The 15,728-nt window shown below is 38.8% G+C and carries 19 protein-coding genes; 12 read left to right on the top strand and 7 right to left on the bottom strand.

Annotated features, from left to right (window positions below; genetic code table 11):
- Position 1 precedes the first annotated feature (1 nt).
- The 7 genes from QU01_RS00350 to panB form a co-directional block, all read right to left on the bottom strand.
- Positions 2-244 (bottom strand): PP0621 family protein, encoded by a 243-nt coding sequence (locus QU01_RS00350; protein WP_024368991.1) that lies wholly within the window; start codon positions 242-244, stop codon positions 2-4.
- Positions 238-774 carry a 16S rRNA (guanine(527)-N(7))-methyltransferase RsmG gene (gene rsmG, locus QU01_RS00345; protein WP_033761333.1) on the bottom strand — a complete coding sequence of 179 codons (537 nt, stop codon included), beginning with the start codon at positions 772-774 and terminating at the stop codon, positions 238-240. The genes QU01_RS00350 and rsmG overlap by 7 nt, the downstream gene beginning before the upstream one ends.
- Positions 771-1,808 carry a tRNA preQ1(34) S-adenosylmethionine ribosyltransferase-isomerase QueA gene (gene queA / locus QU01_RS00340; protein ID WP_033761330.1) on the bottom strand — a complete coding sequence of 346 codons (1,038 nt, stop codon included), beginning with the start codon at positions 1,806-1,808 and terminating at the stop codon, positions 771-773. The genes rsmG and queA overlap by 4 nt, the downstream gene beginning before the upstream one ends.
- Positions 1,809-2,570, bottom strand: coding sequence for a twin-arginine translocase subunit TatC (gene tatC, locus QU01_RS00335; protein ID WP_033761329.1), 762 nt, complete (start codon positions 2,568-2,570; stop codon positions 1,809-1,811).
- On the bottom strand, positions 2,563-3,045 hold the full coding sequence (tatB, locus tag QU01_RS00330) for a Sec-independent protein translocase protein TatB (protein WP_033761326.1): 483 nt from the start codon (positions 3,043-3,045) through the stop codon (positions 2,563-2,565). The genes tatC and tatB overlap by 8 nt, the downstream gene beginning before the upstream one ends.
- Positions 3,046-3,112: 67 nt before the next feature.
- Complete coding sequence (ruvB, locus tag QU01_RS00325; RefSeq protein WP_033761322.1) at positions 3,113-4,123, bottom strand: Holliday junction branch migration DNA helicase RuvB; 1,011 nt, start codon at positions 4,121-4,123, stop codon at positions 3,113-3,115.
- Positions 4,124-4,936 carry a 3-methyl-2-oxobutanoate hydroxymethyltransferase gene (gene panB, locus QU01_RS00320; RefSeq protein WP_033761319.1) on the bottom strand — a complete coding sequence of 271 codons (813 nt, stop codon included), beginning with the start codon at positions 4,934-4,936 and terminating at the stop codon, positions 4,124-4,126.
- Between the two features lie 148 nt (positions 4,937-5,084).
- On the opposite strand from panB, the gene QU01_RS00315 reads away from it, so the two are divergent.
- Genes QU01_RS00315 through QU01_RS00260 form a run of 12 tightly spaced genes read left to right on the top strand, consistent with a single transcriptional unit; the run spans position 5,085 to position 15,704 of the window.
- Positions 5,085-5,807: a hypothetical protein gene (locus QU01_RS00315; protein WP_000523302.1), complete on the top strand. Its 723-nt coding sequence runs from the start codon at positions 5,085-5,087 to the stop codon at positions 5,805-5,807.
- Positions 5,797-6,654, top strand: coding sequence for an outer membrane beta-barrel protein (locus tag QU01_RS00310; RefSeq protein WP_033761317.1), 858 nt, complete (start codon positions 5,797-5,799; stop codon positions 6,652-6,654). The genes QU01_RS00315 and QU01_RS00310 overlap by 11 nt, the downstream gene beginning before the upstream one ends.
- 8 nt (positions 6,655-6,662) lie before the next feature.
- The gene (locus QU01_RS00305) at positions 6,663-7,607 is read left to right on the top strand and encodes an outer membrane beta-barrel protein (protein ID WP_033761315.1); all 945 of its coding nucleotides are present in this window, start codon (positions 6,663-6,665) and stop codon (positions 7,605-7,607) included.
- 9 nt (positions 7,608-7,616) lie between these two features.
- Complete coding sequence (locus QU01_RS00300; RefSeq protein ID WP_033761314.1) at positions 7,617-8,939, top strand: M23 family metallopeptidase; 1,323 nt, start codon at positions 7,617-7,619, stop codon at positions 8,937-8,939.
- A gap of 2 nt (positions 8,940-8,941) precedes the next feature.
- Entirely contained in the window at positions 8,942-9,529 is a 588-nt protein-coding gene (minC, locus tag QU01_RS00295; protein ID WP_033761313.1) for a septum site-determining protein MinC, read from the top strand.
- On the top strand, positions 9,526-10,413 hold the full coding sequence (gene lpxC, locus QU01_RS00290; RefSeq protein ID WP_033761310.1) for a UDP-3-O-acyl-N-acetylglucosamine deacetylase: 888 nt from the start codon (positions 9,526-9,528) through the stop codon (positions 10,411-10,413). Before minC ends, lpxC begins: the two co-directional genes overlap by 4 nt.
- A gap of 21 nt (positions 10,414-10,434) precedes the next feature.
- Positions 10,435-10,908, top strand: coding sequence for a tRNA threonylcarbamoyladenosine biosynthesis protein TsaB (locus QU01_RS00285; protein WP_033761308.1), 474 nt, complete (start codon positions 10,435-10,437; stop codon positions 10,906-10,908).
- Positions 10,909-10,961: 53 nt separating this feature from the next.
- A complete protein-coding gene (gene thrB, locus QU01_RS00280; protein ID WP_000261712.1) occupies positions 10,962-11,843 on the top strand; it encodes a homoserine kinase in 882 nt (293 codons plus the stop codon).
- Positions 11,830-12,084: a DUF448 domain-containing protein gene (locus QU01_RS00275; protein ID WP_001232483.1), complete on the top strand. Its 255-nt coding sequence runs from the start codon at positions 11,830-11,832 to the stop codon at positions 12,082-12,084. Before thrB ends, QU01_RS00275 begins: the two co-directional genes overlap by 14 nt.
- On the top strand, positions 12,081-14,936 hold the full coding sequence (gene infB, locus QU01_RS00270; protein WP_033761306.1) for a translation initiation factor IF-2: 2,856 nt from the start codon (positions 12,081-12,083) through the stop codon (positions 14,934-14,936). Before QU01_RS00275 ends, infB begins: the two co-directional genes overlap by 4 nt.
- Positions 14,936-15,271 carry a 30S ribosome-binding factor RbfA gene (gene rbfA / locus QU01_RS00265; RefSeq protein WP_033761304.1) on the top strand — a complete coding sequence of 112 codons (336 nt, stop codon included), beginning with the start codon at positions 14,936-14,938 and terminating at the stop codon, positions 15,269-15,271. The genes infB and rbfA overlap by 1 nt, the downstream gene beginning before the upstream one ends.
- On the top strand, positions 15,264-15,704 hold the full coding sequence (locus tag QU01_RS00260) for a ribosome maturation factor RimP (protein ID WP_033761302.1): 441 nt from the start codon (positions 15,264-15,266) through the stop codon (positions 15,702-15,704). Before rbfA ends, QU01_RS00260 begins: the two co-directional genes overlap by 8 nt.
- The last annotated feature ends 24 nt before the right edge of the window (positions 15,705-15,728 follow it).

Genomic DNA, 15,728 nt, shown 5'->3' with positions numbered 1-15,728 from the left:
TTTACCTCTTATCCTTCAAACAGGTTTCACTGCAATACGCCACCGCCCCGCTGTAAATAGCGTCTTTGCTAGAGACATAGGTTTGGCATTTAGAGCATACAATCATGTGATCTTCTAATTCTTTAGGGGTTTGTTGCGTGTAAGAGTGGTTGTCTTTGGGGTCGTCTTTGTGGGGTTTTTGCCTCAAAAACAAACGCCATAAAATCCATGCGATAATGAGTAGGGGGATTAAAATTCTTAACATAAACTTTCCTTTGATTTGTAAAAATAAACTCGTTTTTGATGTATAAAGCATTCAGTGTCTTCACAAGCGATTTCATCTTTTAACTGCTCACCTTTATAGAATAAAAAATACCCCTTATCTTTTAGGAAGCGTTGGCTTTTTTCTATCAAAAAAGAAGAGCTAGCGACCGCTCTAGAAGTGATTAAATCCACTTGTAAAAGATTTTGATAATCTTCTAAACGCTTTTTAATGATTTCAATATTTTTTAAAGGCAAAACACTTTTAAGGTAGTTTAAAAAAGCCGCTCTTTTTATTCTTGGCTCTAAAAGAATGAATTTTGTTTCAGGTTTTTCAAGGGCTAAAGGGATAGCAGGAAGTCCCGCCCCGCTCCCAATATCCAAGCAGCTTTTAAAATCTTTGACAAATTCTAAGGGCTTTAGAGCGTCTGTGATCTGGGGTTCTAATTCGTTTAAATTTTTTGCGCCGCTCAAGTTGTGCGTTTGATTCCATTCTAAAAGGATGCGCGCATAATCTTGCAATAAGGGGTTCATAAAATCAGCATCCCATCGCCATAAGAATAAAAACGATACTTCTTTTCTATGGCTATTTTGTAGATTTCTTTGGTTTTTTCTAAACCTATCATCGCGCTCACAAGCATTAAAAGGCTAGATTTGGGCAAATGGAAATTAGTGAGCAAATAATTGACATGCAAAATAGGATTAGCAAGATGCAAGAATATATCGCATTCAAACGATTCTTGATTAGGGTTTTTTAAACGCTTAAAGTATTCCACGCTCCTTAAAGCGGTCGTGCCGATGCATAAAATCTCTTGGGATTCTTGCAAAATTTCTTGGCTCTTTTTAGGAATGCGTAAAACTTCTGTATGGATTTGATGCTCTCTAATATCCTTAGTTTCTACGCCAAGAAAAGTCCCAGCCCCCACATGCAAGGTCAAAAAAGCGTGCTTGAAATCTTTCAATAATTTTTCTAATCCGTGTTGAGAAAAATGCAATGACGCCGTAGGGGCAGCCACCGCACCAATGTGTTTAGCGAACACGCTCTGGTATTCATGCGCATCCAAACTTTCATCGGCTCTTTTAATATAAGGGGGTAAGGGCATATGCCCATATCGCTCCAAAAGTTTTAAGATATTTTCTTGATTTAAGGGGGTTTTATTGTCATAAAAAGCGATCAAGCGTTGGCCGTTATGAAGCAATTCCAAGACTTCAGCGTGATAATTTGCATCAAAAAAGATTTTGTCCCCCACTTTGATCTTGCCCTTAATTTGAGTTAAAGCGGTATTGTCTTTAAAAAAGCGGTGGAAAAACACTTCGGTCGTTTTTGATGGCAAAAAGGCATGCTTAGATCCAAAAAGCCTGGCCTTCATCACTTTAGTGTCGTTCAACACAATAAGGGCGTTTTTAGGGAAAAAATTTAAAACATGTTCAAAAGTGGTGTGCGTGATTGTTTGCGAACGCCTTTCATAGACGAGCAATTTAGCCTTTTCTTTGGGCAAAATGGGGTAGTTTGCGATCAATTCCTTAGGCAAATAATAATCATAGCTTTCTAAATCAAATTCTTTCAACTACGACTCGCTCTTTGTATTCTCTTTGGTGTTATTTTCGTTATTATTTTCGTTATTATTTTCGTTATCTTTGGGAGCCGGATTGACTATTTTGGCGATTAAAATAGAAAGCCCATAAAGCCCCACTAAAGGCAACGCCATAAAAATTTGACTCACCACATCAGGGGGAGTGATAATGGCTGCTACAATAAAAATCACTACAATAGCGTATTTGAAATACGCTTTCAAGCTCGCATCGGTAATCAAGCCCACTTTAGCTAAAAAATACGCCAAAACAGGCAATTCAAACGCCACGCCAAAGCCTAAAATCAAGCGCGTGAAAAAGCTCACGTAACTGGACGCAGAAATATTGGCCGCAAACACATCACTCCCGAAAGTGGCTAAGTATTCAATGATGAAAGGGAACACCACATAATAAGAAAACGCCGCGCCAATTAAAAACATGCCGCTCCCAAAAAACACAAAAGGCAAAATCACTTTTTTTTCATTCTTGTAAAGCCCTGGAGCGATAAAGAGCCACAATTGCCAAAAAATAATGGGCATGGAAATGACGATAGCGGCTGAAAAACTGATTTTAACCGCTACCATGACCCCTTCAATAGGGGAGAGCTGAATGAGCGTGCCTTTATAAGAATTTTTAACAAATTCAAAAATATTTTTCCAAAAATGAAAGCACCCCAAAAACGCCACTAAAATCGTTCCTACAGAAACCATCAAACGCTTTCTTAATTCCTGTAAATGCGGTTTTAAATCTTCAAACATGCTCTTTTTCTTTGTCGTGTTCTTTGGTGTTGTTATCGGTTGCTAATTGGACTTCTTTAAGAGGTTCATCGCTTGAAACTTCTTTGTTTAAGGCTTCTTCATTGGAAACTTCTTTATTGGAGTGGTTATGGGGTGCGTTGTTTTCTAGGCTTTGTTTGTAATCTTGCATCAAATCCTGAATGCTTTTAATCTCATTTTCTGCAGTTATTTTAGCGTCTTCTAATTCTTCAATCTTAACGCCTTTAAGACTCTCCACTTTATTTTCAAAGAGTTTTTGATACTCTAAGGTTTCTTTTTTGATTTCTTCAATATTGATTTCTTTATCTAAAGTGTCCTTAGCGTCATTGAGCGTTTTTTTAACCGCACGAAAAAATTTCACCACATCCACGACAGCCTGGGGGAATTTTTCTGGCCCTAAAAAAATAATCGCTACAACCAACACCACAAGGATTTCAAAAAAGCCCATGCCAAACATAATAATCTACTTTTACACCCTTTAAAATTTTATCGTTATTGTAGTGTAATTTTCTTTCTAAACAAGGTTAAAATAAAGTTTGAGACTTTAAAGTGGGGATTTTTAAAAGCGCATGGGTTTTAGGCGTGGCGATTCTGCCTTTAGCGGTGCGCTCTAAATAACCATTAGCGAGTAAAAAAGGCTCAATCACGTCTTCAATCGTGCCTTCATCTTCTCTCATAGACGCTGCAATCGTATTCAAACCCACCGGCTTTCCTTGAGCGTTAGCCAATAAAGATAAATACGCCAAATCCGCTTCATCAAAGCCTAATTCATTCACGCCTAATTCATTCAAAGCATGCAAAGTGATGTTTAAATCCATCAAGCTTGAATTTTTGACTAGTGCAAAATCGCGCACCCTTTTTAAAAGCCTTAAAGCGATCCTTGGCGTGCCTCTACTCCTTTTAGCGATTTCATCAGCGCTTTCTTCTTTGATGTCTTGGTTGAGTTTAGTGGCGGCTTTTTTGATGATGAGAGCTAGTTCGCTAGGGCTATAAAATTGCATTCTAAAACTCATGCCAAATCTGTCTCTTAAGGGGTTAGAGAGCATTCCGGCTCTAGTGGTAGCACCGATTAGGGTGAAAGGGGGTAAATCAATTTTAATGGTTTGAGCGGCTGGGCCTGAGCCTATGATAATATCCAACCTAAAATCTTCCATAGCCGGGTATAAAACCTCTTCAATCGCTGGGCTGAGCCGGTGGATTTCATCAATAAAAAGAATGTCTTTAGCTTGCAAATTCGTCAAAATAGCGGCTAAATCACCGCTTTTTTCTATCATGGGAGCGGCGGTGATTTTGATATTGGTTTCCATTTCTTTAGCGATGATATGGCTGATTGAAGTTTTACCCAAACCGGGCGGGCCAAAAAAGAGCATGTGATCCAAACTTTCTTGGCGTTTTTTAGCCGCGCAAATAGAAATTTGCAAGTTGCTTTTAATCTTTTCTTGACCGATAAAATCTTCCCAAAGACTAGGGCGCAAACTCACTTCTTGAGAAGTTTCAAAATTCAAAGTTTCTAAATTGACTATCCGTTCTTTCATTTAATGGTAACTTTCTAACTCGTTAGGGAAATTTCCCTTTTTCACATCATCAGCGTATTGTTGAATCGCGTTTTGAACCAATTCTTTCCCCTTAAGGTATTCTCGCACGAATTTAGGCTTAAAACTATCAAAAAAGCCTAACATATCGCTCCACACTAAAATCTGCCCATCGCAATCCTTACCGCTCCCTATGCCGATCGTGGGGATTTTGATTTTTTGCGTGATTGTTTGAGCGATAGGGGTGGTTATGCCCTCTAAAACCAACAAACCCACCCCAGCTTCTTCTAAACTCAAGGCGTCTTCTAAAAGCTTTTTTTGTTGCTCTTCATTTTTGCCCTTAATCTTATAACCTCCATCAAGACGCACGAATTGGGGCATCAAGCCGATGTGTCCTACCACAATAACGCCCTCATCAGTGAGCGTTTTAACCAGTTTCGCTTTTTCTTTCCCCCCCTCTAGTTTGATCGCGCTCGCTTGGGTTTCTTTATAAACTCTAATGGCGTTTTTTAGGGCTGTTTTTTCATCTTTATAGCTTCCAAAGGGCATGTCTGTGATGATAAAAGGAGTCTTAGCGCCCGCGCACACGGCTTTGGTGTGATAGAGCATCATTTCCACACTCGCGCTTAAAGTGTCGTTTTGATTGAAAAAACTCATATTCAAACTATCGCCCACTAAAATCACATCCACTAGCGGATCAAATATTTGAGCGAATAGCGCATCATAAGCGGTAATAGCGATGATCTTTTCTTGATTTTTTTTAGCTTGGAGGTGGTTGAGAGTGGTTTTTTTAATTGGGGCGGTTTGCATGCTCATTAAAAATCCTAAGTGTTAAATATAGTGGCATTGTAGCATGACTTTATTAGGGTGGGTAAAAATTTTACTCCATTTTAACCGGTCATTTTAATTATTTTAGTATAATTGAAAGAAACTTTTAACAAACAATTCAAGGGATTTGGCGATTTTGGGTCTTAAAAAACATGTTATTTTATGGTCTTTAATGGGGTTTTATGCGGGATTGAATGCGCTTGATTATGACACCCTAGACCCAAAATACTACAAGTATATCAAGTATTATAAAGCCTATGAAGATAAAGAAGTTGAAGAATTGATCAGAGACTTAAAAAGGGCGAACGCTAAAAGTGGGCTTATTTTAGGGATCAATACCGGGTTTTTTTACAATCATGAAATCATGGTTAGAACCAATAGTTCCAGCATCACGGGCAATATTTTAAATTATTTGTTCGCTTATGGCTTGCGTTTTGGCTATCAAACTTTCAGGCCGTCGTTTTTTGCGCGCTTGGTCAAGCCAAATATCATTGGCAGGCGCATCTATATCCAATATTATGGAGGGGCTCCTAAAAAAGCGGGCTTTGGGAGCGTGGGGTTTCAATCGGTTATGCTGAATGGGGATTTTTTATTGGATTTTCCTTTGCCTTTTGTGGGGAAATACCTTTATATGGGGGGGTATATGGGTTTAGGCTTGGGGGTTGTAGCGCATGGGGTGAATTATACGGCGGAATGGGGGATGTCTTTTAATGCGGGTTTGGCTCTAACGGTATTAGAAAAAAACCGCATTGAATTTGAATTTAAAATTTTGAATAATTTCCCTTTTTTACAATCTAATTCTTCAAAAGAGACTTGGTGGGGAGCTATAGCAAGCATTGGGTATCAATATGTGTTCTAAAAAAATAAGAAATCTCATTTTATGCTTTGGTTTTATGTTGGGCTTGAGCGCTGAAGAAAATACGGCTCAAGAGAGTATGACTGAAGAAAACATGATTAAAGAAAATACCCCTAAAGACGCTCCCATTCTTTTGGAAGAAAAACGCACCCAAACGCTAGAGTTTAAAGAAGAAAAGGGGACTGCAAAAAAGATTGATGAAAAAAGCCTGCTTGAAGAAATCCATAAGAAAAAACGCCAGCTTTACATGCTTAAAGGGGAATTGCATGAAAAGAATGAATCTCTCTTATTCCAGCAAATGGCTAAAAATAAGAGCGGTTTTTTTATAGGCGTAATCCTTGGCGATATAGGGGTTAGTGCTCATTCTTATGAGAAGTTTGAACCTTTAAGCAATATTCAAGCTTCTCCTTTGTTGTATGGTTTAAGGAGCGGGTATCAAAAGTATTTTGCTAACGGGATTAGCGCTTTACGCTTTTATGGGGAGTATTTAGGGGGGGCGATGAAAGGGTTTAAAAGCGATTCTTTAGCCTCTTATCAAACCGCAAGCTTGAATATTGATTTGTTGATGGATAAGCCTATTGACAAAGAAAAAAGGTTTGCGTTAGGGATATTTGGAGGCGTTGGAGTGGGGTGGAATGGGATGTATCAAAATTTAAAAGAGATTAAAGGGTATTCACAGCCTAACGCTTTTGGATTAGTGCTAAATTTAGGGGTGAGCATGACGCTTAACCTCAAACACCGCTTTGAATTAGCCTTAAAAATGCCTCCCTTAAAAGAAACTTCGCAAACCTTTTTATATTATTTTAAAAGCACTAATATTTATTATATTAGTTACAACTATTTATTGTAAAGGCTAAAATGTTGAAATTTAAATATGGTTTGATTTATATCGCACTCATACTAGGACTTCAAGCGACAGATTATGACAATTTAGAAGAAGAAAACCAACAATTAGACGAAAAAATAAACCATTTAAAGCAACAGCTCACCGAAAAAGGGGTTTCGCCCAAAGAGATGGATAAGGATAAGTTTGAAGAAGAATATTTAGAGCGAACTTACCCAAAGATTTCTTCAAAGAAAAGAAACAAATTACTCAAATCTTTTTCCATAGCCGATGATAAGAGCGGGGTTTTTTTAGGGGGTGGGTATGCTTATGGGGGATTTAACTTGTCTTATCAAGGGGAAATGTTAGACAGATATGGCGCGAATGCCCCTAGCGCATTTAAAAACAATATCAATATTAACGCTCCTGTTTCTATGATTAGCGCTAAATTCGGGTATCAAAAATACTTCGTGCCTTATTTTGGGACACGATTTTATGGGGATTTATTGCTTGGGGGAGGGGTGTTAAAAGAGGATGCAAGCAAGCAATCTGTAGGCTCGTTTATTTATGTTTTAGGGGCTGTCAATACCGATTTATTGTTTGATATGCCTTTAGATTTTAAAACTAAAAAGCATTTTTTAGGCGTTTATGCGGGTTTTGGGATAGGGCTTATGCTCTATCAAGACAAGCCTAATCAAAACGGGAGGAATTTGGTAGTGGGGGGCTATTCAAGCCCTAATTTTTTATGGAAATCTTTGATTGAAGTGGATTACACTTTTAATGTGGGCGTGAGTTTAACGCTTTATAGGAAACACCGCTTAGAGATTGGCACCAAATTACCGATTAGCTATTTGAGAATGGGAGTGGAAGAGGGAGCGCTCTATCAAAATAAAGAAGATGATGAGCGTTTGTTGATTTCGGCTAACAACCAGTTCAAGCGATCCAGTTTTTTATTAGTGAATTATGCGTTTATTTTTTAAGGCTTGATCTTGGAGTTAAGGTTTAAAATTTTAGCGTTAGTCGTTTTGATTTTAGGGGGTTATTTGATTTTTAACGCTTTAATCACAAAAACCAAAGCTTTAAGTTTTAGTTTAAGCAACAAAGAGAATGCGCTTAATGACAATGATGAAGCGCTTTTTTGGGATTTAAAAAAACCCATTAAGATTAAAATAGCAGCCCCAAAGGGCATCAAACGCTATGATTTAAAAGTAACCACGCAAGATAATTTGATTCTATATGAAAAAGAAAATCTGGTATTGGATAAACCCAAGTCTTTAGAAATGCCTTTAATTAGGCCTGAAATCATGGGGTTAGAAGACAAGTGCCTTTTGTATGAAATTCAAGCTAATGATTGGAGCTATGCTAATTTTTTCAATGGCAATAAGGCGTCTTTCAAACAAGAAGTGTGTATTGATACGATAAAACCCTTAATCACGATTTTATCTCGTTCCCCAAGCATCGCTTATGGAGGGAGTGCGGTAGTTGTCTTTGAAGCTTTGGATAAGAATTTGTCTCAAGCGTTTGTGCGCGTCAAAAAAAAGGATTTTAAAGCTTTCAGGCTTTTAGAATTCAAACAGCGTAATGTCTTTATCGCTCTAGTGCCTTGGTCTTATAAAAATAAGGATTTTAAGGCGTTCATTGTCGCTAAAGATAAAGCCTATAACTCTAATACCACCCCTTTATTACTCAAGCGAAAAACCCATCATGTGAGGGAAAAAGAGATAGACTTAAGCGCCTTAAAAGATACGATTGCACAGCAAGAAAAATTTCAAAATCACACTGAGCAAACTTTATTAGAAATATTTTCTAACGCGCGCTTAAAAGATTTAGAAAAAATCCAAAAGATCGCTTTAGATCAAGGGGATTTTTATAAGGATTTTTCCCATTTTCAAGCGCTAAAACCCTTGAATGGGCCTTTTAAAATGGTAAGCAATTTTTTAGAAAATCGGCGTATCTTAAAGGACAATCAGGTGTTGTTTAAATTCTTGCATTTAGGGGTGGATTTGATACCCAGTAAGGATTTATCTTTAGCGTTTGATCCATCGGTAAAGAGGGTTTTTAAGGGGGAGTTGGATTTTTATGGTAATAGTTTAATCAATTGCTATGGGTTGGGTTTGTGCGTTTTTTTAGCCCATTTAAAAGATGATGAAAGCGTGGGGAGTAGTGGTTTGAAATTAGGGAGCGGGTTGCATTTAGGGATGCTTTTGCAAGGGGTTTTTGTCCGGCCCAATGAATGGCTTAATGAGCAATGGATAAAAACCAATATCATCACCCCCATAGAGCAAGCCAAACGGCTTTTAATGAAAGGATAGTCATGTTAAAAACGAATCAAAAAAATGTGCATGCGTTTGAAATTGAAAAGCAAGAGCCTGAAGCGGTCATGGAATTTTTAGAAAAAAACCATGCCCTTTTGCAGTATTTTCTTATTATATTTAAATATGATATTGAACCAGAAGTCAAAGCCATTTTGCACAAATACCAGCTTTTGTTTTTAGAAACGAATCGCGTTTTAAACGGACGCCATATCAAAACCATGCCTTTAAAAGAAGAAACCAATCATTCAAAACCTAATCATTCTAAAACAGAACCTAAAACAACGATTTATGAGCGCCACATCAGGAGCGGGGAAGAGATTTATAGCGCTAATCATCTTATTTTTTTGGGTAATATCCACAATGGAGCGAAGATTATTTCAGAGGGCTGTGTGTCGGTTTATGGGGTTTGCGAAGGGGCGATTGTGTGCTTTGGAGAGTGCTTGATTTTAAAAGAAGTCAAGAGCGCTCAAATCGTTTTTCAAAATAAAATTTTATCTTTAAAAGAGGTTGAACGGCTTTTGGTAAATAAAAATATTAAAATAATCACTAAAAATGACGATATACTAGACATAAAGGAAGTATTATGAAACAAACAACCATTAGCCACTCTGTGGAATTAGTAGGGATAGGCTTACACAAGGGCGTTCCTGTGAAGCTTGTTTTAGAGCCTTTAGGAGAAAATCAAGGCATTGTTTTTTACCGCTCTGATTTGGGCGTGAAGCTCCCCTTAAAATCTGAAAACATCGTGGATACCAAAATGGCAACCGTGTTGGGTAAGGATAATGCTAGAATTTCTACGATTGAGCATTTGCTTTCAGCTATCCATGCGTATGGCATTGATAATCTTAAAATCTCTGTGGATAACGAAGAGATCCCTATCATGGATGGGAGTGCTTTGACTTATTGCATGCTTTTAGATGAAGCAGGGATTAAAGAATTGGACGCTCCTAAAAAGGTGATGGAAATCAAGCAAGCCGTTGAGGTTAGAGAAGGCGATAAATTTGTTAAAATTGAGCCAGACAGCCAACTTTCTTTGAATTTCACGATTGATTTTAACCATCCGGTTATCGCTAAGCAAGCCCATCATTTCATCTTTAGTAAAACCGCCTATAAAGAGCAAGTCGCTAAAGCCCGCACCTTTGGGTTTTTGCAAGAAGTGAATTACTTGCGATCCATTGGTTTGGCTAAAGGGGGGAGCTTGAATAATTGTATCGTGCTGGACGAAAACAGCATTTTGAATAAAGAGGGTTTGAGGTGTGAAAAGGAGTTTGTGTGCCACAAGATTTTAGACGCTATGGGGGATCTAATGGTTTTAGGCATGCCTGTGATGGGCAAATACACTTCTTTTTCAGGGAGTCATAAGCTCAATTCCATGTTGGTTAAAGCCATTTTAGCGGACGCTAAAAATTACGAAGTTTTGATCGCTACGGATCCGGCTAAAGAATTTGCGTTGCAAAAGGCTTTCGCTTAATCCTGAATTAGGGTTTATTTTTTGGAATTGGATTTAGCACTTATCTCTTTAGGCGAGGGGGTCTTGCTTGGAGTGTATCAAAACAATTTTTTATGCACTTCTTACACTTCCAAATCCAAAACAAGCGAAGCTTTAGTGGAAGTTTTTTCGCAATTATTCAAAGATTTTAAAAACCCTAATTTACCGGCGGTTAAAGGGGTTTATTACGCTAAAGGGCCAGGGAGTTTCACTAGCCTAAAGCTCACGCATGTTTTCTTACACACTTTGGCTTTAATCCATGACTTTGAACTCTATTCAACCACAGGCTTTGATTTTAACGACAACACGCCCATTTTGGCGTATGCCAATAAATACTTTGTTTCACAAGAAAGGGAAAGCTTAACCGATTTTAAGGATTTGAAAATTGCACCAAAAGATTTCATGTTGCCCTCTTTTTTAGAGAAAGACAAATTCACCCAATTGAACACGCCGTTTTACATTTTGCCTCCTATTTAGTGTATAATGCTAGTTTTAAAAATGAAAGGGTATCAACAATAGGGGTTTAAAATTTGGTAGTGAGTGTTCCTGCAACAAGTGCGAATTTAGGCCCCGGTTTTGATTGCTTGGGTTTGAGCTTGAATTTACGCAATCGTTTTTTTATTGAGCCTAGCAGTTTTCATGCGGTGAAATTGGTTGGGGAGGGTGAAGGGATCCCTAAGTTTTTAACCAACAATATTTTCACTAAAGTGTTTTATGAGATTTTAAAAAAGCATGGGAATGACGGCTCGTTTAAATTTTTATTGCATAATAAAGTCCCTATTACAAGGGGCATGGGGTCTAGCTCGGCGATGATTGTGGGGGCGGTCGCTTCAGCGTTTGCGTTTTTAGGGTTTGCTTTTGATAGAGAAAACATTGTCAATACCGCTTTAATTTATGAAAACCACCCGGATAATATCACCCCGGCAGTGTTTGGGGGGTATAATGCAGCGTTTGTGGAAAAAAAGAAAGTGATAAGTTTAAAAACCAAAATCCCTTCTTTTTTAAAAGCGGTGATGGTGATCCCTAATAGGGCCATTTCCACCAAGCAATCGCGCCATCTCTTGCCCAAGCGTTACAGCGTGCAAGAAAGCGTGTTTAACCTTTCGCATGCGAGTTTGATGACAATGGCGATTGTGCAGGGGAAGTGGGATTTATTGCGTTGTTGCTCTAAAGACAGGATGCATCAATACAAGCGCATGCAAACTTATCCCGTGTTGTTTGCGATCCAAAAGCTCGCTTTAGAAAATAACGCCCTAATGAGCACGCTTTCAGGGAGCGGTTCGTCGTTTTTTAACATGTGTTATGAAGAGGACGCCCCTAAATTAAAGCAGGTTTTGAGCAAGAAATTCCCTAAATTTAGGGTAGCGGTTTTAGATTTTGATAATGATGGAGTCCTTATTGAGAAAGACTGAAATTAAAATCCGCATGTGTGTGGCGTGCAGAATGCGCCAACCTCAAAAGGATTTGTTGCGTTTGAAAAGCTTTGACAATCAAATCATGGAGTTTGATGGCAAAGGCCGTAGTTTTTATGTGTGTGGAAATTGTTTGAAAAATGGAGAAAAAAAGTTGCTGAAAGCGGTTTCAAAAATGAAGAACGCCCCAAAAGATGTTAAAAATATCATTACTTGGATTAAGGAGAGAAGCATAGCATGAGTGGTATGGTTGATTTAAAAGAATTTTTAGCCGAGCTTGGTAAGACCCAAAAAGAGCTTAAAAATGTGATCGAGCAAGCCAAAGACATTGGTTTAGAGCTTAAGACAAATTCTAAAATGACCCCAGAGGAAGCAAACAAGCTATACAAATACATTGTGGATGGCATTAAAGAACAAATACAAGCCAATCAACCCGCTAAAAATCCTGAACAAGACAATAAAGACGATTTGAATACAGCCGTAGCGTCTAAACCTCTTAACAAAAAGGTTTCCAAAACGCCTAAAAAAGAAGAAACAAAAAGCCAGCCAAAGCCCAAAAAAACTAAAGAAAAGAAAAAAGAAGCTCCCACGCCCATTGCCAAAAAAAAAGGAGGGATAGAGATTGTCAATACTTTTGAAAACCAAACGCCCCCTCAAACGCCCCCTATAGAAAACACCCCTAAAGTGGTTAGCCACTCTCAAATAGAAAAAGCCAAGCAAAAGCTCCAAGAAATCCAAAAAAGCCGAGAAGCCCTAAACAAGCTCACCCAAAGCAACACCAACAACGCTAACAGCACCAATAACGCCAATAACGCTAAAAAAGAAATCAGCGAAGTTAAAAAGCAAGAGCAAGAGATCAAACGCCATGAAAACATTAAAAGACGCACCGGTTTTAGGGTGATTAAACGCAACGATGAAACAGAAAATGAAACTGAAAACAGCGTAACAGAAAGCAAAAAACCCACTCAAAGCGCAGCGGCTATTTTTGAAGACATTAAAAAAGAATGGCAAGAAAAAGACAAGCAAGAGGCTAAAAAAGCCAAAAAACCAAGTAAGCCCAAACCCACCCCCACATCCAAAAACAACAAATCCCATAAAATTGATTTGAGCGATGCGAGGGATTTTAAGGGCAATGATATTTATGATGATGAAACCGATGAAATCTTGTTGTTTGATTTGCATGAACAAGATAATCTCAATAAGGAAGAAGAAGAAAAAGAAACCCGCCAAAATATCAACGATAGGGTGCGTGTCCAAAGAAAAAACCCTTGGATGAATGAAAGCGGGATCAAACGACAATCCAAGAAAAAGCGCGTGTTCCATAATGATAATAGCCAAAAAGTGATCCAAAGCGCGATTGCAATCCCTGAAGAAGTGCGCGTCTATGAATTCGCGCAAAAAGCGAATTTGAATTTAGCCGATGTGATTAAAACCCTCTTTAATTTAGGGCTTATGGTAACTAAAAACGACTTTTTGGATAAGGATAGCATAGAAATTTTAGCCGAAGAGTTTCATTTAGAAGTTTCTGTTCAAAACACTTTAGAAGAATTTGAAGTAGAAGAAGTGCTAGAGGGGGTGAAAAAAGAGCGCCCGCCTGTGGTTACTATCATGGGGCATGTTGATCATGGTAAAACTTCGCTATTAGATAAAATCCGTGATAAAAGAGTCGCTCACACGGAAGCTGGGGGGATCACTCAGCACATTGGCGCTTACATGGTGGAAAAAAATAACAAATGGGTGTCTTTCATTGACACCCCAGGGCATGAAGCCTTTAGCCAGATGCGTAATCGTGGGGCTCAAGTTACAGATATTGCAGTGATTGTGATAGCGGCTGATGATGGCGTGAAGCAGCAGACTATTGAAGCGTTAGAGCATGCAAAGGCCGCTAATGTGCCTGTGATTTTTGCGATGAATAAAATGGATAAACCTAATGTGAATCCGGACAAACTCAAAGCCGAATGCGCTGAACTTGGTTATAACCCTGTGGATTGGGGCGGAGAGCATGAGTTTATCCCTGTTTCGGCTAAAACGGGCGATGGTATTGACAATCTGTTAGAAACCATTCTTATCCAAGCGGATATTATGGAATTAAAAGCCATAGAAGAGGGCAGCGCTAGAGCGGTTGTTTTAGAAGGGAGCGTGGAAAAAGGGCGTGGGGCAGTGGCCACTGTGATTGTCCAAAGCGGGACTTTGAGCGTGGGGGATAGTTTTTTTGCTGAAACGGCGTTTGGTAAAGTAAGAACGATGACTGACGATCAAGGCAAGAGCATTCAAAATTTAAAACCCTCTATGGTGGCTCTCATCACAGGCTTAAGCGAAGTGCCGCCTGCAGGATCTGTTTTAATAGGGGTAGAAAACGATTCCATCGCGCGCTTGCAAGCTCAAAAGAGGGCGACTTATTTGCGCCAAAAAGCGTTGAGTAAAAGCACTAAAGTGTCTTTTGATGAGCTTTCAGAAATGGTCGCTAATAAGGAATTGAAAAACATTCCTGTAGTCATTAAAGCGGATACGCAAGGAAGCTTAGAAGCCATTAAAAACAGCTTGTTAGAGCTTAATAACGAAGAAGTGGCGATTCAAGTGATCCATTCAGGGGTGGGGGGTATTACTGAGAATGATTTGAGCCTAGTCTCTAGCAGTGAGCATGCCGTGATTTTAGGCTTTAATATCCGCCCTACCGGTAATGTGAAAAATAAGGCTAAAGAATACAATGTGAGCATCAAAACTTACACGGTGATTTATGCCTTGATTGAAGAAATGCGATCGTTGTTGTTAGGCTTGATGAGCCCTATTATTGAAGAAGAGCATACCGGGCAAGCGGAAGTGAGGGAAACCTTTAATATCCCTAAAGTAGGCACGATAGCTGGGTGTGTGGTGAGCGATGGGGTGATCGCTCGTGGCATTAAGGTGCGTTTGATTAGAGATGGCGTGGTGATTCATACCGGCGAAATCCTTTCTTTGAAACGCTTTAAAGACGATGTGAAAGAAGTTTCTAAGGGCTATGAGTGCGGGATCATGCTGGAAAATTATAATGAGATTAAAGTGGGCGATGTGTTTGAAACCTATAAAGAAATCCATAAAAAAAGAACCCTCTAATGAACGCTCATAAAGAACGCTTAGAATCCAATCTTTTAGAATTATTGCAAGAGGCTTTAGCGAGCTTGAATGATGGCGAGTTGAATTCTTTAAGCGTTACTAAGGTGGAATGCTCTAAAGGGAAGCACCACGCTTATGTGTTTGTGCTTTCATCAGATCATAAAATCCTTTCCAAATTAAAAAAAGCTGAGGGGTTGATCAGGCAGTTTGTTTTGCAAGCGAGCGGGTGGTTTAAATGCCCAAAACTCAGTTTTGTTTTAGATGATAGCTTAGAAAAGCAGCTCCGCCTAGACGCTTTATTCAATGAAATCGCTAAAGGGAAAGATAATGACTAAAAAAATAGAAGAGAAAATAGAGGGCGTGATTGAAAGCTTGGGATACTTGCTTTATGATGTGAGTTTGGTTAAAGAAAACGAGCAGCATGTTTTAAGGGTGAGCCTTAAAAACCCTAATGGGGCGGTTAGCTTGGATATTTGCCAACAAGTGAGCGAGATCATTTCGCCCTTATTAGATGTGTGCGATTTTATTCAAGACGCTTATATTTTGGAAGTGAGCTCCATGGGGTTAGAAAGAACGCTTAAAACCCCTAAACACTTCAAGCTTTCTTTAGGCGAAAAAGTGGAAGTCAAACTCATCAATAAAGAAAGCTTTCAAGCTGTCCTTAAAGACGCTAACGATTTGAGCGCGGATTTTGAATTAGAGGATCACGCTATCAAAAGCGTGGAGTATAAAGATTTAAAGAAAGTTAAAACGCTTTTTGAGTGGTGAAATAATGCGAAGCGGTAGCGTTTC

Source organism: Helicobacter pylori SA221C, from assembly GCF_000476855.1.
In the GTDB taxonomy this organism is placed as follows: domain Bacteria; phylum Campylobacterota; class Campylobacteria; order Campylobacterales; family Helicobacteraceae; genus Helicobacter; species Helicobacter pylori_DK.
The sequence above is the reverse complement of the archived record's forward strand: the minus strand, read 5'-3'. Positions and strand labels throughout refer to the sequence as shown.